This is a genomic window from Halogranum rubrum, from assembly GCF_900114455.1.
GTDB classification, from domain to species: domain Archaea; phylum Halobacteriota; class Halobacteria; order Halobacteriales; family Haloferacaceae; genus Halogranum; species Halogranum rubrum.
The window spans coordinates 762,863-782,595 of the sequence record NZ_FOTC01000002.1 but is presented as its reverse complement, the minus strand read 5'-3'; the positions used below and the strand labels follow the sequence as shown (position 1 = coordinate 782,595).

The following is a 19,733-nucleotide window of genomic DNA, read 5'->3' as shown; positions in this document are numbered from 1 at the left end:
GTCCATCCGCTGGGAGTCGCCAGTCGACTCAGTCGTCTTTCGTCTTGATGTCCGCAGAGAGACCCTGGGCCATCTGGATGTCCTTCGAGTTGTTGAGCGTCCACGCGGTGCGCTCGGTCACGGCTTCGATGATCTCACGCGCGGAGGGGTAGCCGTTGCCGGACTTCTTGACGCCGCCGAACGGCAGATGAACCTCTGCACCGATACACGGGAGGTTCCCGTAGGCGAGGCCGACTTCCGCGTTGTCGCGGAAGTAGTTGATCTGACGGTAGTTCTCGGAGATGATGGCGCCGGCGAGGCCGTAGTCGGTGTCGTTCTGGATGGCGACGCCCTCCTCGATGTCACCGGAGTACTTCAAGAGCGCGACGTGCGGGCCGAAGACCTCTTCGTGGGTACAACGCAGGTCGTCCCACGCCTCTGCCTCGTAGACGAACGGACCGACCCAGTGACCCTCCTCGTGACCCTCGGGAATCTCGTCGTCGTCTAGCTCTGTGCGGTCGACGAGTACGTTCACGTCTTCGTCTTTCGCAAGTTGGTTGTACTTCGTGACCTTCTCTTTGTGGCCTGCCTCGATGAGCGGTCCCATGAAGGTGTCTTCTTCGAGCGGGTTGCCGACGGAGACACTCTGTGCGAGTTCGACGAAACGCTCTTTGAACTCGTCGTAGACGTCCTCGTGGACGACGAGGCGTTCGGAGGAGACACAGCGCTGACCGGTCGTCTTGAACGACGACATGAGCGCCGAGTGGACCGCGATGTCGAGGTCTGCTTCCTCGGTGACGACGATGTTGTTCTTCCCGCCCATCTCACAGGCGGCGAGTTTGCCTGGTTGCTGGGCGACTTTCTCGGCGACTTCGTGGCCGACTTCGGCACTGCCCGTGAAGAGGACGGTGTCGACGCGTTCGTCCTCGACGATGGAGGCACCAGCGTCGCCGAAGCCTTGGACCATGTTGAACACGCCGTCCGGGATGCCAGCGTCTTCGAACATCTCGGCGATGATCTGCCCGCACCACGGCGTCTGTTCGGCGGGTTTCCAGACGACGGTGTTGCCCTCGACGAGCGCGACGGCCATGTGCCAGAAGGGGATGGCGACCGGGAAGTTCCACGGGGTGATACAGCCGATGACACCGCGCGGCTTACGGCGCATGTAGGCGTCCTTTGCGGGGATTTCGGAGGGGACGACGTCGCCCTTCGGGTGGCGGGCGTCGGCAGCGGCCCACTCGACCATGTGGTACGCTTCGATGACGTCGGCGCGACCCTCCGAAATCTCCTTTCCGCACTCCTTGGTGACGACTTCGGCGAGTTCGTCGGTACGCTCTCGGAGTTCGTGGTAGATGTCCCAGAGGTACTCTGCGCGGTCGATATGCGAGAGTTCGCGCCACTCTTCTTCGGCGTCGTCGGCCTCGGCGAGGGCGGCGTCGATGTCGCTCTCGGTGCCGCGGCGGAACTCACCGAGCACGTCGCCCGTCGCTGGGTTCGTACTCTCGAACGTCTCTGTCCCGTCGCCGTCCGTCCACTCGCCACCGATGTAGTGGCGGTACGTCTCGGTCGATTGGTCGCTCATGGTGTGGTAAGATTTGCGCCAGCGGTCGTGAAAAATCCCCCAGATTGGGAGGCAACGACACCCCTGTCGACGACCCACACGAGCAGGGATATACAGCCACCACGTACATCCGTCGGCGGCGGAAACGTAGGGACACGATGAATACCAACGAAGAACGCTTCGACGAGTCAGACCTCTCCGATGCGTCCGAACTCTTCGATGCGGCAGACGACGCGGCGCTCGACCGGGCACGGGCACTTGCGTCGCTTCTCGACGACGGTGTCGAACTCCCGATCGTCGGGAAAGTCGGACTCGACCCTGCACTGGGACTGCTCCCAGTCTCCGGCGACATCGTCAGCGGCGTACTCTCGCTGTACATCCCGCTAGAGGCCGCTCGACTCGGCGTCCCGATGACGAAGATCGTGAAGATGCTGGGGAACGTCGGTGTCGACGTCGCCGTCGGATCGGTTCCGGTCCTCGGGACGCTCTTCGACATCTTCTGGCGAGCGAACCGACGGAACGTCAACCTGCTCGAAGAGCATCTCGACGCAGAGAAGACAGAGTAGACAGAGTCGACTCGTTACGACGCTCGTTTTTCGATCTCGCCTTTTAATCCCGCCGCGTCGAAGTCGTGGTCCGGTCTGATGTTGACGAAGTCCATGAACTCCCGAGCAGCGAGGAGTTCGTCGATGGTGTAGGCGGAGAGTGCGGCGTCGACACTGGCGGGGACGCCGATGAGTGGTTCGAGCGCCCCGAGCGCGCACGCGAGGTCGTACGACCGGGCGTCTTCACGGCCGTCTTCGCGGACGTTCGTCGCGTCGATGAAGTAGAGTTCGTCGTCGAGGATGAGTACGTTCTCCGCGCGCAAGTCGCCGTGTGCGAGGCCGTGTTCGTGCATGCGGTGGAGGTTCGCAAAGAGGTCCGGCGCGAGCGCCACCTCGGCCTCGCGGTCCAGTTGGTCGAGCGACCGAAACGACGGGAGGAACTCCAAGACGACGACGCCGAGGTCGTCGATTTCGAGCGCCTCGATGGGTTCGGGAGCGTTGATGCCGATATCACGCATCTGTCGGGTGGCCTCCAGTTCGTGTTCGGCCATCTGGAGCGGCGTCCCGAAGTGTTCGAAGAACCCCTCCGTGCCGCTGGAGAACGCGCCGAGGTTCCGACCGGTGGTGAACAGCGCGTGGACCATCGAGTTCTGCCGCGAGATGACCTTCACGAACCACTCGTCGTCGATGACCATCGGGGTGGAGAGCCAGTTGTCGGCGGTGAGAAAGTTGACGTGGACTTCGTCGCGGCCGTATCGCGCGGCCAACTCGCGGACAACGGTTTCGAGTCGGGGCCAGCCGACACGGCCTCTGACGAGACTGCGAAAGTCCATTGTCACTCCCTATGAGGGGGTGGCGTATAATTATCGTGGGCAGAGAACCCCGAACTGAGAGTCTTTCACGGTCGTTCGCTGACTTTATCACATCCCCCTCGCAAGCTTTGCCTATGGATTTCGAGCTACCCGCAGAACACCGGATGATTCGCGACACCGTCCGTGAGTTCTGTGAGGAGGAAATCGCCCCCGTCGCCCAGGAGTTCGAGGACGAACACCAGTTCCCCGCCGACGTCTTCGGACAACTGGCCGACCTCGACATGATGGGCGTCCCCATCTCCGAGGAGTACGGCGGACTCGGCGGCGACCAGTTGATGTACGCGCTCGTCACCGAAGAGTTAGGACGTGTCTCCGGCGGTATCGGTCTCTCCTACGCCGCCCACGTCTCGCTCGGGTCGAAGCCAATCGAACTGTTCGGCACCGACGAGCAGAAAGAACGCTGGCTCACCCCACTCGCGACGGGTGAGGAGATGGGTGCGTGGGCGCTCACCGAACCGGGCAGCGGGAGCGACGCCAGCGACATGGACACGATGGCCGTCAAAGACGGCGACGAGTACGTCCTCAACGGCACGAAGCAGTTCATCACGAACGCCTCTGTCGCGGGCAGCGTCCTCGTGAAGGCTGTCACCGACCCCGGCGAAGGCTACGACGGCATCTCCACGTTCATCGTCGACCCGAAGAACGACGACGGGTTCGAAGTCACCACCGTCTGGGACAAGATGGGGCTCAACTGCTCGCCGACCTGCGAAATCGCCCTCGACGACGTTCGTCTCTCCGAAGACCGCCTACTCGGCGAAGAAGGCGAAGGCTGGAAACAGACGATGAAGACGCTTGACGGCGGCCGCATCTCCATCGCCGCCCTCTCGACGGGACTCGCACAGGGCGCGTACGACGCCGCTCACGACTACGCGAAAGAGCGCGAGCAGTTCGGCAAACCCATCGCCAAGTACGACGCGATTCGTGACAAAATCGTCGACATGTACCGCAAGACCGAACGCGCCCGTCTCCTGACGCACAAAGCCGCCTGTCGCTACGACGCCGGGGAACGCGTCTCGACCGAATCGGCACTCGCAAAACTCGACGCCAGCGAGGCAGCGAGAGAAGTCGCCGAGGACTCGGTGCAGGTACTCGGCGGCTACGGCTACACCGAGGACTTCTCGCCGCAGCGGTTCTACCGCGACGCCAAACTGATGGAGATTGGCGAGGGGACGAGCGAGATTCAGCATCTCGTGCTCGGCCGCCAACTCGGACTGTAACTTACAGTTCGTCTTCGAGCAGTCCGTAGTGGAGCAGGTCTCGATACTCGCCGCCAACGAACGCCTCTTCGCGGTGGACGCCCTCCTGTGTGAATCCGACCTTCTCCAGCACGCGTTGTGACCCGGGGTTGTGGTCGTACGCTTCGGCGACGACCTTGTGGAGTCGCCGTTCCTCGAAGGCGTACCGTGAGACGAGACGCACTGCCGCCGTGCAGTAGCCGTTCCCCTGCGACTCAGGTGCGACCCAGTAGCCGAGTTCGCCGACGCCCCACGTCGAGTTGACGTGGAGACCCATGAGACCGACCGGGTCGCCGTCGTCGCAGACGAGCAGGTGGACTCTATCGTCGTCTTCGCTCGTCCGTTCGAGCCACTGTTCCTCGTTGTGCTGGTTTCTCGGCGCCGACATACCGAGTGTCCCCCACACGTCGGGGTCGTTTATCTGGTCTTTGACGAACGCTAGGTCGTCGGATTCGACCGTTCTGAGTTCGACACCCTCCCCTCGGAGGAACACTGAACCGGGCATGAGAGAGCAGAGACTCGCGGGTGTAATCAATCGTTCCGTGCTGTGAGAACGACTGTCGAACCAGCCGTCGTCTCTCGGTTCTCGCTCGTGAGACGACGACGCCGAGTTAGGGCCTCGTGAGAACGAGTGCGTCGGTGTCGCCGCCGACGTCGCCGAGGACGGCCCGGAACTGTCGGTCGTGGACGGCCCGGACGGCGTTCAGTTCCTCGCTCGACGCCGACAGCGACGACGCGAACTCCGGCCAGACGTGGCCGGGGACGGAGAGATAGTAGGCGTCCGGTCGGCACTCGACGAGTGGGTCGGTGGCGAACGCCTTGCGCCACTCGTAGACGATGTCGTCGACGCCGGGGAGCGAGCGGACGACCTCCTGTTGTTTCCGAACCAGGTCACGGAGTGTCTGCACCTCGAAGTCACGCTCGCGGGCGACCGCCTCGATGACGGCGTCGTCGAAGGCGTGGAGTGGGTCGCGTATCTCTGCCATCTGCAGAGTGTTCGGTCCGGGTGCCTAAAAGCGTCCTCGCCGGAGGGGTCGGATTGTGACGCTACCGCTGTGCGAGGACCTCCTCACCGGCGTAGAGCCACCGCTCGGGAGACGCGGATGTGGCGCGAGGGCGTGGTAGACACAGACGACGAGGCTCTCGAATGGTCACCCGGTCCAGTCGAGTGTTGGGCCACGTTCTACGAACTCCGGACGAGGCGCTCGGCGATGCGCTGGGCGCCAGTCGCGACAGCGAGTTCCGGACGGTCCGGGGCCGTCGCCTCGATGGACCGGTCGAGTTCTTCGCTCAGGCGTGTCTCGAACTCTTCGACCAGACCGGGAACACAGGCCATCCCACCCGTGAGGACGATGGGCCGGTCGAGCGCCTGGCGATAGAGTCGGACGTAGTCGTTTGCGAGCTCGGCGAGGAACCGGTTGACCACCTCGTCGACGACTTCGTCGAGGTACTCGTCGACGGCGTCCATGACGACCCACTCGATGGTGGACTCGTGAGAGCCACCGCCCGGTTGCTGGATGACGTCGGTGAAGGGGTCAAAGTCGACGAAGTCGGCGTGGGTCTCTTTGTACTCGCGGGGGTCTGTCGGTCGATGTTGACCCGGCGCTGCGTCTCTTCTTCGACGTAGGTGGCGATACGACGGTCGACTTCGTTGCCGGTGACGGCACCCGTCGCGAAGGGCGAGAGTTGCTCGCCACGACGGTAGGCACAGGCTTCGAGGTTCGTCGGTCCGAGGTTGATGGCGAGGAATATCTCGTTGATGGCTTCGAGGCCGTCGCCGACGGCGGGAATCGCGCCACAGAGTGACTCGGGATAGCTGCGAACGAACTCGCTGCCGACTGCGCTGTCTGAACGGGTCGTTCCCGCCGTCGACGTCAGTTCGGTCGACGCTGTCCCGACCAGCGTCGGACCGCTCGCGTATCCCGTCTCGGTTCGGTCTGTCACTGCCCGCTCGTTCGTCTCTCCGCGTCCGCCTGTTCGACGAACTCCGGTTGGCGGCGTCGCGGAGTTCGCCGAGGTCGTAGTCGCGCGGGTCGATAGTTATAGGTGGACATCCTGTCATTTTTATATAAACGTTAGTGCAGTGTCTACCGCGACCACCGGGGCTTTTGCCACACCTCAGAGAAAGAGAGACAGAGAGCCATGACACGAATCCTCGTCGCAGGCGAGAGCCTCATCGACTTCATCCCCGACGCATCCGGTCCCCTCGCGTCGGTCGACTCGTTCGACAAGCGTGCCGGTGGCGCACCGGCCAACGTTGCAGTCGGCCTCGCCCGTCTCGACACCGACCTCGACTTCTGGACACGCGTCGGCGACGACGCGTTCGGCGACTTCCTCGTCGAGACGCTCGCCGACGAAGGACTCACGGGTGACCTCGTCGAACAGGACCCCGACGCTCAGACGACGCTCGCCTTCGTCAGTCTCGGCGAGGATGCCGACCGAGAGTTCAGTTTCTACCACGACGGCACCGCAGACACGCGCATGAAGCCGGGAACCATCGACGACGACGCACTCGCCGCGTACGGGTGGGTTCACGTCGACGTGCTCTCGCTGGACACCGAACCCTCGCGTGCCGCCATCATCGACCTCGCCGAACGAGCACAGGGCGCCGACACCGTCGTCTCGTTCGACCCCAACTCCCGACCCGAGCGCTGGGGCGAGTTCTCCTACCTCGAAGCCGCGAAACAAGGATTCCGCCTCGCCGACGTGGTGAAAGCCACGCCCGAAGACCTCCGCGAGGCCGGGTTCGAGGGCGACGCCCCCGAACTCGCCCGCGAACTCTGTGCGTTCGGCCCGCACACCGCCCTCATCACCCTCGGCGACGAAGGCTCCTATGCGTACGCGACGGCCGACGCGCCGTGGGTCGACGAGGAGACGGAAGTCACCCACGACGGCTACACGGTCGACCCCGTCGACACGACGGGTGCAGGAGACGCCTTCACTGCCGGGATGATTGCTGCGCTATCGTCCGGTGAGTCCTTAGCCGAGTCGCTGGCGTTCGGGAACGCCGTGGCTGCGACGACGACGACGGCCGCTGGAGCGATGACGGCACTGCCGACGCGAGAGGAAGTAGAGGCGTTCAGAACAGAGTAGGTTGTGATAATTGCTTCTGTACCGGAGAGGTTGAGGTTTGAACAGTAGACACACCTTCTGTGCGTAGCGGTGGTTCACAGCTGGAAGGAAGCGTCGAGAGGTGTGTATAAACGGGGTTGGTCGGCGTCGACGTGTCTTGACTCTGTGCCACTTCCAGTTCTCGTCCGGAAAGAGACCGTGATCTCGGGGAGAAATGAGGTACGGAACGACGTCAAGTAGACTGACGAATTACGGTGTATCCAACAGCCTACGGAAACGCAACTCGGCCAGTAAAGCACCCAACGAAGCCAGAAAGAGGCTTTCCACTAAACGAACTATCTCTCGTCAAGATATCTCTAAGAGAGGCTCAATAAGCGAAAAACGACAGACGGAGTGAGATTGTGAAAATCGACGTCTATCTCGTTGGAGAGCCGGCACTCGCCGTTAATCCGGCGACGACCCCTGTGAGTCTCTCAGGCAAGATTCTCTTGATTTCAGCAGCGACAGCGCGTCTCGTGAGGGGGTTGTAGCTGCTCAACCCCCTTCGATGAACTGGCCTGAAACCACCAGCAGCACCGATTCACAACCGCACAAAATCGCAAGACTGAGAGGGGTTGTGAAATTTGAACACCCTCTACTTGGCCAGCGGCCAGTCCAATTGCTTAGCGTAGGGATGGAAGCAGGTCTCACGCAACTGGGTCAAACATTCGAAAGGAAGGAGATAACCACCGAAAGACCCCGTAGTTGATTGAGAGCGCAACCCGTTCGAGTAAGTACCCGACGGCGGCTCAACCAGACACAGCCAGAACCACAGTCTGCATCGATTCCTCTTTCGGTGACCTGACGAGGTTGTGAATTCCGCACAGACAGCATTACTTACTAACTAGCCCCTATAGCTGCCACTCAGTGCGTCTCAGATGTTGTGAATAGGCACACGGCTCAGAACAATATTCGTGAGGTCAGCGCCCGAACTCAGTTCCACGGAGGAGAACGTCGATTACCTCGGCAGGATCCATCGTCGGTTCAACCCGCGTCGCGTACCACCGCAGCATGTCGACGAAGACCCGCTGGAGGTCAACGTCGGCGACGCGGTGGCGATCGACACCGTAGTCGGTCTTGGCCGTGATGTCGATGGCGTATGGAGCCACGTCGTCGGCGAGTTCGTCAATGACGGTGCGAACTGGGGTGGGTTCTGGGTTGAACGATAGGTCCGCAGGGACCTCGCCGTCACCCGTGTGGACGATGAACCGCCCGTTGTCAAGTAGGGTGACGCGCTCGCTGTTGCGGTAGTCGAGTTCATCGGGGGTGACGTAGTCCTTGGTGGTCATTGTAGTACGGAAAGGAAGGGATGAATCGCGTTTGAATATCGTGTTTCGTTCAGTAGGGCGTTAGTGTGGGTTTAGAGTTCGACGTAGGTCTTGGTGCCGAGTTCGTCGGGCGCGTTCCTCTCATCGTCCTGTTCCTCCTCTCGGTATCTTAGTGCTCGGACTCGTCGTCGCGCTCGTCTATCCGAAGATCGAACTAGACCGTCACCGCAAACAGATCGAAGAACGGCTCCACCTCTTCATCACTCGCATGACGATTCTGTCGACGACGAACATCGATCGTGTCGAAATTATCCGGACGCCCGCCGCAGAGAAAGAGTACCGTGCACTCGCAGAAGAACTCGCCCGCATCGTCGCACTCGTCGACACGTGGAACCAGAGCCTCGAAGAGGCCGCTCGGTTACGAGCCAAACGCGTGCCGAGTCCGCTTATGCCCGACTTCCTGGAACGGATGGCCTACGCACTCGGTGCGGGCCAAGAGCTTCAGGAGTTCCTCCTGACAGAACAGGACGAAATCATCGGAAAGTTCGTCATCAGCTACGAGAACGACCTCGACAAACTCACCGTCCTCAAAGAGTTGCACCTCTCGATGACGCTGTCGACGACGTTCGCGCTCGTCTTCGGTATCATCACTCCGTTGCTGACGGGGATGGAGTCTGGAATCGTCATCGGTGGCATCGTCGCGTTGTTCGTCATCGTCCAGGTCGGGTTCGTCCTCATCATCCACATGGTGTCGCCGATGGACCCCATCTGGTACCACACAGACCTCGTCGAGACCGACCGTGACCAGAAGATACTGCTCAGCCACCTCGTCGGTATCGTCCTCACGCTCGGTCTCACGGGACTGTGTGCCACCCTCCTGTTCGGTTACCTGCCGTACGACGGTCGGCTCGTTCCACTTCCGCTGTATCTAGCGATACCACTGACGCCGATGCTGTACCCCGCGTGGGTCATGCGGAACGAAGAGAACGCGATCAAGGAACGAGACGAGTCCTTCGGGAGTTTCATCCGCGTTCTCGGTGCGGTCGAGAGTGTCAAGCAATCTTCGACCGGGCGTGTCCTCAAGACCCTTCGGAAGAAAGATTTCGGGGCGCTGACCGAGAACATCAACGGACTCCACGCTCGGTTGTCGATGTAAATCGACTCGGGTGGGGCGTGGCGGATGTTCGCCGCCGAGACGGGGTCGTTCCTCATCCAGAAGTTCAGTGAGATGTGCATCAAAGGTCGCCTGCCCGACTCGGCCAACTCATCAACCAGAACTTCAGCGAAGTTATCAACCTTCGTGAACGTCGTTCACAGGAGACGACGACCATCATCGGCATCATGTACGGTATTACGGCGACGAGCGTGTTCGCGTTCTTCGTCGGTCTAGAGATCATCAACCTCCTCATGTCGATGACGGCTGCGATGCCCGGTAGCAACGAGATTGCCGCGAGCATCTTCCACTCAGAGGTGTACGACGTCGACTTCGTGACGTATCTGTTGATGCTGGTCATCATCTCCAACGCGCTCCTGTCGGCGCTGATGATTCGTCTCGTCGACCGTGGGCACCTGAGTAATGCGTGGTTGCACTTCGTTGTGCTCACCTGGGTTGGTGCCGTGACAGGCGCAGTCACGAGAACGCTCGTCGAGGGCGTCCTCACGGTGTAAAACGAGAGACACATTCATATGATTTCAAGACAATTAGAATTGAGGACATCCCACCAACAACATCGCCCGTACCTCGAAACCGTACACAGTTCGCCGAGATGCACGCTCGCAGCGCTCGAATGGGCTCGGTATCTCGGGGCGGCGTTCGGCGCACGCGGCGCGTTAGAAGCGCTGCGGTACTATCACGATCTCGGGTGGATCAGTGAATCAGTCTGGGCATCGATGGTCCAACATCTCGAAGGACTGTCTCTCTCGGAGCTCCAACCACAGGGTACGGCTTCCGACAGCAACAGTTCGTTCGCATCGCTGGCTGAGTCACCGTTTTCTCCTCATCTTGGGTCACTGTGGCACATCGCACGGGTTGCTGGAGATGACATCGACACGATTCTCGAGGAGACGCACTTTCTGGTCGGCGAGTTCGCTCCCCAATCGACGTCACAGCGGAGATTCCGATGGTTCGAAAGCGGTGGTGTACCCACGTAGCCGAGTTGCCTCTGTCGGATTCTACGAACGGTTGGAGACCGGAATGGAGTTTTGATCTTCTTCGGTCTGAAGCAGTTTGTCCTCCCAGGTCCGACGGGTTCCGAGAGCTTCTACTCCGCGTTCGGTGATGCTGTAGAAGTTCGTCCGCCGGTCGAGGTTGCCTTTCTCCAGCAGTCCCTCGTCGACGAGTGTGTCGAGGTTGGGGTACAGACGGGCGTCGCTGATTTCGGCGTTCGACGAAATTTCGTAGGCGTCTTTGACTGATTGCCCGGATGGCTGCTGCAGGTCTGCAATGACGTACAGGAGGTCGCGCTGGAATCCGGTCAGGTTGAAGAATACTTCTGACATATCTACACTCCCCTTTCGAACACTGTGGTGTTAGTTATTATCAGCATATACAGAACGTCTGCGTTTCCGAACTTGCTAACTCATTACGATTTTCTGCATCAGTTCGGTCTTAGCGTTCGCTGTGCTGATGACTCACTACACTCCGTTTGTGTAAATTCACCACAATACTCTTTGGCAGGCGTGAGCTGATGAAACGGAATGCAAGTGAGTACACGACTGTTTCACGAACCGGGGAACGTCTGTGTGGCGGGCGGGAAGCAGTCATTCGACGAGATTCGGCGACGAGTAGTGACGTTTCGCGGTCGGTGTCCTCTGTGGAAAGCTCCCCCGAACGTCGCTATCTCTTCGCAAGTATTGTGGGTAAGCAGAACGACCGAAAACGAAACGAGACCTTAGCGAGTGTTTTTGTGGAGGTTAACCATCCGTCCACCGGGGATTCCATCGAGACGGCTCTCGTCGTCAAGTCGAGCATCCACTGGGCGCCGTCGTGTCTCACAGTCACGTACTTACTGCCCGCCGTTCCCGAGACCAGCACGACCGAGAAGGACGAGAATCAGATAGCCGACGAAGCCACAGGCGAAGAGGAGGACCGGGATGACGAACGGCCCGAACACGCTGATGAGGTCCGAGAGGGGGCCGAGTTGGAGCACAGTGGGTAGAACGGACGGGGGAGATTAAAGCTCCCGTCTGTTGCTCGCCTCGTCTCCGACGTCGTTGCCGTTGGCCACCTCACCGTCGGCGTTCGCAGCGGTGGCGAGTCGTCGCCCGTCTTCGGCGAACTGCACCGACAGGTCGCGCTTCGGGTAGGGAATCTCGATACCGGACTCGTTCAACCCCTTGTAGATTTCGCGGTTCAAGAAGTGTCTCGCACGCGCTTCTTTCGTCGGGTTGTTCACCCAACAGAGGAGTTCGTACTCCAGTGCGGAGTCGCCGAAGCGACGGAGACGCATGCGCGGTTTCGGGGAGTCGAGTGCGAGGTTCTCCTCCAGAGCGATGTCGACGACGAGGTCCTCGAACTCGTCGATATCGGTGCCATAGGCGACGCCGATGGGGACGCGAATCCGTTTTCGGTGTTGCGGTGCCGACCGGTTGATAATCTTCGCCGAGTTGAGCACCGAGTTCGGGACGGTGATGAGCACTTCGTCTCGTGTGAGCAACATCGTCGACCGAATACCGACTTTGACGACGCTGCCGGACTCCCCGGAGTCGAGTTCGATGAAGTCGCCGATTTTGTACGTGTCGTCGAAGTAGAGCGCGATGCCGCCGAAGAAGTTGGCGACGGTGTCTTTCGCGGCGAAGCCGACGGTGATGCCGACGATACCCGCCGCCCCGAGCAGCGGTGTGATCTCTATCTCCCATACGTGGAGAATCAGCCCGGCCGCCCCGACAAGGACCACGAGCGTCCAGATGTTCGAGAACACCGGCGCGAAGTCAAAGCGCGGCCCTCGGTCCTGTACGGCCTCGACGAACCGGTTGACCATCTGGTTCAGCGCGTAGGCCCACACGAGGACGATAATCGTGAGCGCAGGGTTGTCGAAGAACGCTTTCAGTTCGGCAGGTGTGAAGAGAACACCCGATTTGAAGGCGGGGAGTCGTGTCAACACGAAGACGCCCGCGAGGGCGACGGTGACGACGACGGGGATGCGGAGTTCTTGGAGGAGGATGTTATCGAACTCGGTGTTCGTCTCGCTCACCAACTGCCGGGCGAACCGAAGTACGACGAACTCGACGACGAACGCCGCGCCGAGAGAGAGCACGAGGACGAGCAACGTCGCCTGCAGCGGCGGGAGACCGGAGAGAAACTCGAGCGTCTGAAGCACGACCTGCAGGTGGAAAGGTGGCCGTATAAATGTACACCGTCGAGCGAGTGTCGGTAGAACCCGTGTGTTTTTGTCCGCCTTCACGCAATCTGTGACCATGTACCGCTTCGGCCACTTCGGGATTTCGCTGCTCGTCTTCGCGCCTCTCGGCTTTCTGCTCGTCACCGCCGGCGCAGTGGAACTCGCGTTCGTCACCGGCGCGACGATGCTGTGGCTGTCGATGTTGCCGGACGTCGACCACCGAGTACCGGGCATCTCTCACCGCGGGCCGACGCACTCGCTTCTCTTCGCGGCACTCGTTGGCGGCGTGTTCGCCGCAGTCGGCGGCTTTCTCGGGCAGCGTCTCGGCCTGACGGCCACCATCGACGGCTTCGGGACGGTCGGTCTGGCCGCGTTCGGGTTCTTTCTCGGTTCTCTCACCGTCGTCACACACCTCCTCGGCGACGTCATCACCCCGATGGGCGTGAACTTCCTGTGGCCGGTGTCGAAGAAGCGTTACTCGCTGTCGCTGACGCCCGCGAAGAACACGCTCTGGAACTACGGGTTGTTCGTGCTAGGCGTCTTCGCCGTCGCCGCGGCGACGGTGCTGGCGATTCGCGGAATCTGACGCTCGAAGCCTCAGTCGAATCGGACGAGGAGGCTCGTCCCCCAGCGCTCGAACCCGACGTTCGTCGCCGCCTGTATCGACCACGGCCACGCGTCGAGCGTCCGGTACTGCGGGACGAGTCCGTCGTCGAGTGCGACCCGTGCGACTCGTCCGACGACCGCTTGGGCGTGGCCCTCGTTCCGGTGGTCTGGGTGGGTGACGACGGCGATGTGGGCGAGCGTGTCGTCCCACACCGTGTAACCAGCGAGGGCGACGAGGTTTCCGTCAACGAACCGACCGACGGTGCGCTCTGGAACGAGGTCTGACCCACCAGCGTCCCACTCGTCGTCGGAGCACGCCGCACGAAACCGGTCGTAGGCACCGCTGTCGCTTTCGGTCAATGTTCGCACCGTATCTTCGACAGTTGGGCGTGTCGACGCGTCGACTGGCCAGAGCGTCGAGTCGTCCGCGTAGCCGAGATACGCGGGACCGAGAACTTCGTTCACGGGGATACCGATAGAGGCGAACCGAGCAGTGAGTACGTCGGCGTCGACGGCAGCCGTGGCTGAGAGTCCGGCGAGTGCGTCACGAACGACATTCGTCCGACTCGAACCGACGGCGACGACCACCGAGTCGCCACGTGCGACGAGTTCGACCTCGTCGGCCGGACCTTCGACGACTGAGAGGCCCTCCTGTCGCAAGACAGCACGTGAACACCCGAGCGCATCGGCCCAGTATCCGTCAACGGCGTCGCGTGTCTCGGTGAGCATATTCGAGATGATGAATGGGCGGGTAGTGAACGGTTCGGCAACCTACCGTTAAGTGGTGTGACATCTAACCACGTCCCATGTCCGAGCAGACACTCGACGACGACGCGATGCGACGTTTCCCCGTCCCCGACTTCGACGACATTCCAGAGGACCTCCAGGCGCGCATCGCCGAGGAGACGGAGCGCGCCGGATTCACGCCGAACGTCTTCTCGGCGTTCGCCTACAAGCCCTCGCACTTCCGGGCGTTCTTCGACTACCACGACGCGCTCGTGGAGGATACCGCACTCGACCGAGACGAGGTAGAGATGATAGTCGTCGCCGTCTCGGGCGTCAACCACTGCTACTACTGCAACGTCGCCCACGGCGCGCTGCTTCGTATCTACAGTAAGAACCCCAAACTGGCCGACCAACTCGTCGCCAACTACCGACAGGCCGACGTGAGCGAGAGACAGCTAGTGATGCTCGACGTCGCCGTGAAACTCACCGAAGAACCCGCAAAAGTGACCGAACGCGACATCGAGGACCTCCGCGAAGTCGGCTACAGCGAGGAGGCGATTTGGGACATCGCCAGCGTCACGGCATTCTTCAACCTCTCGAACCGAATGGCGATGTTCGCCGACATGCGACCGAACGACGAGTTCCACGGGATGGCGCGCGAGAAGCGCGAGTAACCGTTACGCCTGCGCGTCGTAGCCAGCGCCGTCGACGGCGACGACGAGGTCCAGCGGGTCGGCGTCGCCCTCGACGGTGGCCGAGTTCTGCTCGTGGTCCGCCGCCGCGTCCGTGACGCCGTCGACGCCTTCCAGCGCCGCTTCGACGGCCGCTTCGCAGCTACCGCAACTCATCCCTTCGACGGTGAGTGTCGTCGTCATATCCTTGTCTATAGGTGACGTCGTTTACTCCCTTTTCGTTTCACGACGAATGTCTCGTCCGGCATTGACTTTCGAATCTAAAGTCCGCACGAAATCGCTTTCCCGGACGAGCGAGTACGGTGGACCATGCGTGACCTCGACGACACCGACCGTCACATCCTCCGATTGCTCGTCGACGACGCTCGGCGACCGTACAGCGACATCGCCGACCACGTCGACCTCTCCGCCCCGGCCGTCTCCGACCGTATCGACCGTCTGCGCGAACTGGGCGTCGTCCGAGGGTTCACCGTCGACGTCGACCGCTCGCTGTTAAACACCGGCGTCCCCGTCCTCGTCGAACTCGACGTTCCGGTGGACCGCGCTGGCGAGGTGGCGACGGCACTCGGCGAACTCGACGCCGTCGAGCACACCTTCGAGACGGCCGACGGCGCAGTCGTCGTGCAGGCCACGGTCCGCGACGGCGACGTGACCGGCCTCCTCGCCGAGGCAATCGACCTCGAACAGGTCCGAGACGTGGACGTACGCCTGCTCCGAGGGTCCGAGTGGTCGCCCTCGCTCGGTGATGCGACGTTGGCACTCACCTGCGCAGAGTGCGGTAATCACGTCACGAGTGAGGGCGAGTCCGCCCGCCTCGACGACAAACTGTATCACTTCTGTTGTGGCACCTGTCTCGCGAACTTCGAAGACCGGTTCGAGCGTCTCCAGAGCGGCGCGTAGACGGGACATTAAAAACGAAAGTTTCGGCCACTTCGACCCACAGTTTCTGAGTCACAATCCGCATGAGTAGGGGACCCTTATGTAGTACCAAGTGACTGCAATGGAACGAGTCAGGGTCGAGATTGGTGGGATGAGTTGTGCGAACTGCTCGTCTACCATCACGGAAGCACTGACACGGCGGGAGGGAATCGGGGAGGTAAACGTCAACTACGCAACCGACGAGGGGACCGTCGAGTACGACCCCGACCAGATATCGCTGGCGGAGGTGTACGAAATCATCGAGGAGTCGGGATACGACCCGGTCGCCGAGACGCTCTCGGTCGGCATCACCGACATGACCTGCGCGAACTGCTCGCAGACGGTCGAATCGGCCGTCTCGAAGGTTCCGGGTGTCGTCTCGGTCGACGCGAACTACGCCACCGACGAGGCGCAGGTTCGGTACAACCCTGCAGCCACCGACCGCGACGCCATCTACGACGCCATCGAGGACGCGGGCTACTCGCCCGTCCGTGACACCGGCGGCGACGAGAACGAATCCGAGCGTCGGAAGCGCGCCCGCGACGCCGAAGTGAAGCGACAGCTTCGACTCGTCTTGTTCGGGGCGGCGTTCGCGATTCCGCTCTCGGTGCTGATGATGGGCGAACTGGTTGGGCTTCCGGTGCCCGAGACGCTCTTCGGCGTCGAGAGAGGGTGGTGGGCACTGGCACTGTCGACACCCGTTCAAGTCGCTCTCGGCAAGGAGTTCTACGTCAACTCCTACAAAGCGCTCGTCAAGAACCGCACTGCCAACATGGACGTCCTCATCGCGCTGGGGTCGTCGACGGCCTACGGATACAGTCTTGCCGTCCTCTTCGGCTTCGTCGCGGGCGGCCTCTACTTCGAGAGCGCCGCGCTCATCTTGACGTTCATCACGCTCGGCAACTATCTCGAAGCCCGCTCGAAGAGTCAGGCGGGGGCGGCCATCGAGCAGTTGCTCGAACTCGAAGCCGACGAAGCGACGGTCGTGAGTGAACGAGACGGCGAGTTCGTCGACGAGCGACAGGTTCCCCTGAAAGAGGTCCAAGTCGGCGACGTACTGAAAGTGCGACCCGGCGAGAAAGTTCCGACCGACGGCGAAGTCATCGACGGAAGTACGGCCGTCGACGAGTCGATGGTCACCGGCGAGTCGGTTCCCGTCGAGAAGGAACCCGGCGACGAAGTGGTCGGGTCGACCATCAACGAGACCGGTCTGGTCTACGTCCGAGCGACGAAAGTCGGGTCGGAGACGGCGATTCAGCAAATCGTCCAGATGGTTCGGGACGCCCAGAGTCGCCAACCCGAGATTCAGACGCTGGCCGACCGCATCAGCGCCTACTTCGTCCCGGCGGTCATCCTGAACGCGCTCCTGTGGGGTGCCGTCTGGTATCTGTTCCCCAACGTACTCGCGGGGTTCGTCGACTCGCTGCCGCTGTGGGGACTCGTCGCGGGCGGTCCCGGTGCCGTCTCGTCGGCCGAGTTCGCCATCATCGTCTTCGCGAGCGCCGTGCTCATCGCCTGCCCCTGTGCGCTGGGGCTGGCGACGCCGGCGGCGACGATGGTCGGAACCGCCATCGGCGCGAGTCACGGAATCCTGTTCAAAGGCGGCGACGTGCTCGAACGCGTTCGCGACGTCGACACGGTCATCTTCGACAAGACCGGCACGCTCACGAAAGGCGAGATGACGCTCACGGACGTGCGGGTGCTCCGACCCGAGACCGACGGGTCGGGTGTCGTCAGTACAGACGACACCAGTGAGTACGAGGGTGACGAACTGACCGAGGAGTTCCTGCTCGACGTGGCGGCTAGCGCCGAGGCAGGGAGCGAACACCCCATCGCCGAAGCCGTCGTCGAGGGCGCGAGAGACCGCGGTATCGACGTCTCCGACCCGGCCGCGCTGCAGAACGTCGCCGGGAAGGGAATCCGTGCACGAACCGACCACGGCGACGTCCTCGTCGGCAAACCCGAACTGCTCCGCGAGTACGACGTCGACCCGTCGCCCGCCGAGGAGACGATGGCGACGCTCGAACGTGAGGGGAAGACGGCGATGCTCGTCGCTCGCGTACCCGACGACGCAGAGACGGGTCGATTACTCGGCGTGTTAGCCGTCGCCGACGAAGTGAAATCCGAGTCGCAGACGGCCGTCTCCGCGCTCCGCGAGCGTGGCCTCACCGTGATGCTCGTGACTGGCGACAACGAGCGGACGGCGCGCGCCGTCGCCGAGCAGGTCGGTATCGACCCCGAGAACGTCCGAGCGGGCGTGCTCCCGGAGGACAAAGCGAGCGTCGTCGAGGACATCCAGTCCGACGGTCGACGTGCGATGATGGTCGGCGACGGCGTCAACGACGCACCCGCACTCGCCGCCGCCTTCGTCGGGACGGCACTCGGTAGCGGAACGGACGTCGCCATCGAGGCGGCGGACGTGACGCTCATGCGCGACGACCCGGCGGACGTGCTCCGCGCCATCAACGTCTCCGAGGGGACGCTGGCGAAGATCAAGCAGAACCTCTTCTGGGCGCTCGGCTACAACACGGCGATGATTCCGCTGGCGTCGCTCGGCCTCCTCCAACCGGTGTTGGCGGCCGGTGCGATGGCGCTCTCCAGCGTCTCGGTGTTGGCGAACAGTCTCGTCTTCCGCCGGTACGACCCAGAGAAACGCTATCGCTTGCTCGGCGCGTTCCGCAGACGGTAGCGTTCGGTCGAACGGCAAACAACGTTTAGTCACTGCGGCGAGTGTGAACCCACAATGGGTGGAGAGGAGTGGGGAACGTCGGTAGACGGAGGACAGAGACGTCAGTCACGACAGCAGGGCTGGGTAGCGCGAGTTTCGCAACGTAGTCGAGCAATCCCCCGGTCTGGGGCGCGAGGAGGCCGATGATGGCTGGCGACGCGCTCATCCTCGCCGTCGCCTCCCGCAGCCGAAATCTCGAACTGATGAGAGGACTCCTCGACGAGGCAGGGTATCGTGTCCTGACCGCAGACGACGTCGAAGAGTTCGACGCGTTGCTCCAGGAGGCCGACGGTGTCTCGCTGGCCGTCCTCGACATCGACGGGTTCACCGCAGAGATTTGGGCACGCTGCGAGCGTCTGCAGTCGCTCGGCGTCCCGATTCTCGTCCTCGCGAAACGGCTCCCCAGCGGGGTCAGACAGAAAGCCCTCTCTATCGGTGCCCGGCAACTGCTGGAGAAACCGGTCCGAAAGGGAGAGCTTCGACAGTCGGTGCAGACGCTCGTCACAGTACACTAAGGAGAGTGCCGACGTCCTTAGAGTGCAGAGCGAGCGTCACGAGATCAGAGTGCTCGAAATCGACCTTCCAACGGCGAGAGACGTCTATTTGTTCCGGATGGTACTGCCAGTTGCCACAAGTCTTATACTCACAAGTGACGTCTCGTTCACCGTATGGCGAAAGGTAAAGTGGCGTTTTTTAACGACACAGGCGGCTACGGATTTATCGAGACGGACGACGCAGACGACGACGTGTTCTTCCACATGGAGGACGTCGGCGGCCCGGACCTCGAAGAAGGACAGGAAGTCGAGTTCGACATCGAACAAGCGGACAAGGGACCACGAGCGAAGAACGTCGAACGGCTCTAAGACGGTCTCGCAACCGGTCTGTTCGGAGTGTCCCGATAGCACCTCGCGGAGTCGGTATCCACCGACGGACGGTGATGGACACTACTGAACAGTGTCGGCTGTCTGAGCGATACAGTCAAGACCGTGTGTGAGCAATGGTAGTCTTGCGCACACCGTGCGCGGTCTGTCAACCCACACCGGTCGTGGCGTAGTATCCACACGTGGTTTTTTCGCAGTCGCTCCTGCCCGACAGCGACGACTCTCGTGCTGTTACCCACAGGTCACTTGCCAGCGACTCGTCGAAGCACTC

Annotated in this window: 22 protein-coding genes and 1 pseudogene; 12 read left to right on the top strand and 11 right to left on the bottom strand. The window is 61.7% G+C overall.

What is annotated here, in order from left to right; genetic code table 11:
- Nucleotides 1-28 precede the first annotated feature (28 nt).
- Nucleotides 29-1,561 (bottom strand): aldehyde dehydrogenase family protein, encoded by a 1,533-nt coding sequence (locus BM083_RS12315; protein WP_089869796.1) that lies wholly within the window; start codon nucleotides 1,559-1,561, stop codon nucleotides 29-31.
- Between the two features lie 137 nt (nucleotides 1,562-1,698).
- Here BM083_RS12315 and BM083_RS12310 point away from each other — a divergent pair, with 137 nt between their 5' ends.
- Nucleotides 1,699-2,106: a DUF4112 domain-containing protein gene (locus tag BM083_RS12310; RefSeq protein ID WP_089869794.1), complete on the top strand. Its 408-nt coding sequence runs from the start codon at nucleotides 1,699-1,701 to the stop codon at nucleotides 2,104-2,106.
- 14 nt (nucleotides 2,107-2,120) lie between these two features.
- Here the strand turns inward: BM083_RS12310 and BM083_RS12305 are convergent, their stop codons facing one another.
- Nucleotides 2,121-2,918 (bottom strand): RIO1 family regulatory kinase/ATPase domain-containing protein, encoded by a 798-nt coding sequence (locus tag BM083_RS12305; protein ID WP_089869792.1) that lies wholly within the window; start codon nucleotides 2,916-2,918, stop codon nucleotides 2,121-2,123.
- A gap of 113 nt (nucleotides 2,919-3,031) precedes the next feature.
- On the opposite strand from BM083_RS12305, the gene BM083_RS12300 reads away from it, so the two are divergent.
- Nucleotides 3,032-4,174, top strand: a complete 1,143-nt coding sequence (locus BM083_RS12300) for an acyl-CoA dehydrogenase family protein (protein WP_089869790.1) — start codon at nucleotides 3,032-3,034, stop codon at nucleotides 4,172-4,174.
- Nucleotide 4,175: 1 nt separating this feature from the next.
- Here the strand turns inward: BM083_RS12300 and BM083_RS12295 are convergent, their stop codons facing one another.
- The 3 genes and pseudogenes from BM083_RS12295 to BM083_RS12285 all read right to left on the bottom strand — a co-directional run.
- Nucleotides 4,176-4,697, bottom strand: a complete 522-nt coding sequence (locus BM083_RS12295) for a GNAT family N-acetyltransferase (RefSeq protein ID WP_089869788.1) — start codon at nucleotides 4,695-4,697, stop codon at nucleotides 4,176-4,178.
- A 106-nt stretch (nucleotides 4,698-4,803) separates the two neighbouring features.
- On the bottom strand, nucleotides 4,804-5,178 hold the full coding sequence (locus tag BM083_RS12290) for a DUF8048 family protein (RefSeq protein WP_089869786.1): 375 nt from the start codon (nucleotides 5,176-5,178) through the stop codon (nucleotides 4,804-4,806).
- 197 nt (nucleotides 5,179-5,375) lie between these two features.
- Nucleotides 5,376-6,019: pseudogene (locus BM083_RS12285) on the bottom strand (rod shape-determining protein); the annotation flags it as partial.
- 315 nt (nucleotides 6,020-6,334) lie between these two features.
- On the opposite strand from BM083_RS12285, the gene BM083_RS12280 reads away from it, so the two are divergent.
- Entirely contained in the window at nucleotides 6,335-7,285 is a 951-nt protein-coding gene (locus BM083_RS12280; protein ID WP_089869784.1) for a carbohydrate kinase family protein, read from the top strand.
- 938 nt (nucleotides 7,286-8,223) lie between these two features.
- On the opposite strand, the gene BM083_RS12275 is transcribed toward BM083_RS12280, so the two are convergent.
- The gene (locus tag BM083_RS12275; RefSeq protein WP_089869782.1) at nucleotides 8,224-8,592 is read right to left on the bottom strand and encodes a DUF7500 family protein; all 369 of its coding nucleotides are present in this window, start codon (nucleotides 8,590-8,592) and stop codon (nucleotides 8,224-8,226) included.
- 151 nt (nucleotides 8,593-8,743) lie between these two features.
- Here BM083_RS12275 and BM083_RS12270 point away from each other — a divergent pair, with 151 nt between their 5' ends.
- The 3 genes from BM083_RS12270 (at nucleotide 8,744) to BM083_RS24140 (ending at nucleotide 10,722) form a co-directional block, all read left to right on the top strand.
- Entirely contained in the window at nucleotides 8,744-9,727 is a 984-nt protein-coding gene (locus BM083_RS12270) for a type II secretion system F family protein (RefSeq protein ID WP_089869779.1), read from the top strand.
- Nucleotides 9,728-9,801: 74 nt separating this feature from the next.
- Complete coding sequence (locus tag BM083_RS12265; protein ID WP_089869777.1) at nucleotides 9,802-10,239, top strand: hypothetical protein; 438 nt, start codon at nucleotides 9,802-9,804, stop codon at nucleotides 10,237-10,239.
- An 18-nt stretch (nucleotides 10,240-10,257) separates the two neighbouring features.
- Nucleotides 10,258-10,722 (top strand): FlaD/FlaE family flagellar protein, encoded by a 465-nt coding sequence (locus BM083_RS24140; RefSeq protein ID WP_089869776.1) that lies wholly within the window; start codon nucleotides 10,258-10,260, stop codon nucleotides 10,720-10,722.
- Between the two features lie 21 nt (nucleotides 10,723-10,743).
- Here BM083_RS24140 and BM083_RS12255 read toward each other — a convergent pair whose 3' ends face one another.
- The 3 genes from BM083_RS12255 to BM083_RS12250 form a co-directional block, all read right to left on the bottom strand.
- Nucleotides 10,744-11,070, bottom strand: a complete 327-nt coding sequence (locus tag BM083_RS12255) for a PadR family transcriptional regulator (RefSeq protein ID WP_089869774.1) — start codon at nucleotides 11,068-11,070, stop codon at nucleotides 10,744-10,746.
- Nucleotides 11,071-11,576: 506 nt separating this feature from the next.
- Nucleotides 11,577-11,720: a hypothetical protein gene (locus tag BM083_RS23325; protein ID WP_177197619.1), complete on the bottom strand. Its 144-nt coding sequence runs from the start codon at nucleotides 11,718-11,720 to the stop codon at nucleotides 11,577-11,579.
- Nucleotides 11,721-11,744: 24 nt separating this feature from the next.
- A complete protein-coding gene (locus BM083_RS12250; RefSeq protein ID WP_089869772.1) occupies nucleotides 11,745-12,890 on the bottom strand; it encodes a mechanosensitive ion channel family protein in 1,146 nt (381 codons plus the stop codon).
- Between the two features lie 97 nt (nucleotides 12,891-12,987).
- On the opposite strand from BM083_RS12250, the gene BM083_RS12245 reads away from it, so the two are divergent.
- Nucleotides 12,988-13,497, top strand: coding sequence for a metal-dependent hydrolase (locus BM083_RS12245; RefSeq protein WP_089869769.1), 510 nt, complete (start codon nucleotides 12,988-12,990; stop codon nucleotides 13,495-13,497).
- Nucleotides 13,498-13,508: 11 nt separating this feature from the next.
- On the opposite strand, the gene BM083_RS12240 is transcribed toward BM083_RS12245, so the two are convergent.
- Nucleotides 13,509-14,246: a GNAT family N-acetyltransferase gene (locus BM083_RS12240; RefSeq protein ID WP_089869767.1), complete on the bottom strand. Its 738-nt coding sequence runs from the start codon at nucleotides 14,244-14,246 to the stop codon at nucleotides 13,509-13,511.
- A 77-nt stretch (nucleotides 14,247-14,323) separates the two neighbouring features.
- Here BM083_RS12240 and BM083_RS12235 point away from each other — a divergent pair, with 77 nt between their 5' ends.
- Nucleotides 14,324-14,917, top strand: coding sequence for a peroxidase-related enzyme (locus tag BM083_RS12235; RefSeq protein ID WP_089869765.1), 594 nt, complete (start codon nucleotides 14,324-14,326; stop codon nucleotides 14,915-14,917).
- A 3-nt stretch (nucleotides 14,918-14,920) separates the two neighbouring features.
- On the opposite strand, the gene BM083_RS12230 is transcribed toward BM083_RS12235, so the two are convergent.
- On the bottom strand, nucleotides 14,921-15,118 hold the full coding sequence (locus tag BM083_RS12230; RefSeq protein ID WP_089869762.1) for a heavy-metal-associated domain-containing protein: 198 nt from the start codon (nucleotides 15,116-15,118) through the stop codon (nucleotides 14,921-14,923).
- A gap of 126 nt (nucleotides 15,119-15,244) precedes the next feature.
- On the opposite strand from BM083_RS12230, the gene BM083_RS12225 reads away from it, so the two are divergent.
- From BM083_RS12225 to BM083_RS12210, 4 genes are all read left to right on the top strand, one after another.
- Nucleotides 15,245-15,835 carry an AsnC family transcriptional regulator gene (locus BM083_RS12225; RefSeq protein WP_089869760.1) on the top strand — a complete coding sequence of 197 codons (591 nt, stop codon included), beginning with the start codon at nucleotides 15,245-15,247 and terminating at the stop codon, nucleotides 15,833-15,835.
- 100 nt (nucleotides 15,836-15,935) lie between these two features.
- Nucleotides 15,936-18,542: a heavy metal translocating P-type ATPase gene (locus tag BM083_RS12220; RefSeq protein WP_089869758.1), complete on the top strand. Its 2,607-nt coding sequence runs from the start codon at nucleotides 15,936-15,938 to the stop codon at nucleotides 18,540-18,542.
- 182 nt (nucleotides 18,543-18,724) lie between these two features.
- The gene (locus tag BM083_RS12215) at nucleotides 18,725-19,096 is read left to right on the top strand and encodes a response regulator (RefSeq protein ID WP_245756887.1); all 372 of its coding nucleotides are present in this window, start codon (nucleotides 18,725-18,727) and stop codon (nucleotides 19,094-19,096) included.
- 153 nt (nucleotides 19,097-19,249) lie between these two features.
- Entirely contained in the window at nucleotides 19,250-19,444 is a 195-nt protein-coding gene (locus BM083_RS12210; protein WP_009365820.1) for a cold-shock protein, read from the top strand.
- Nucleotides 19,445-19,733: the final 289 nt, after the last annotated feature.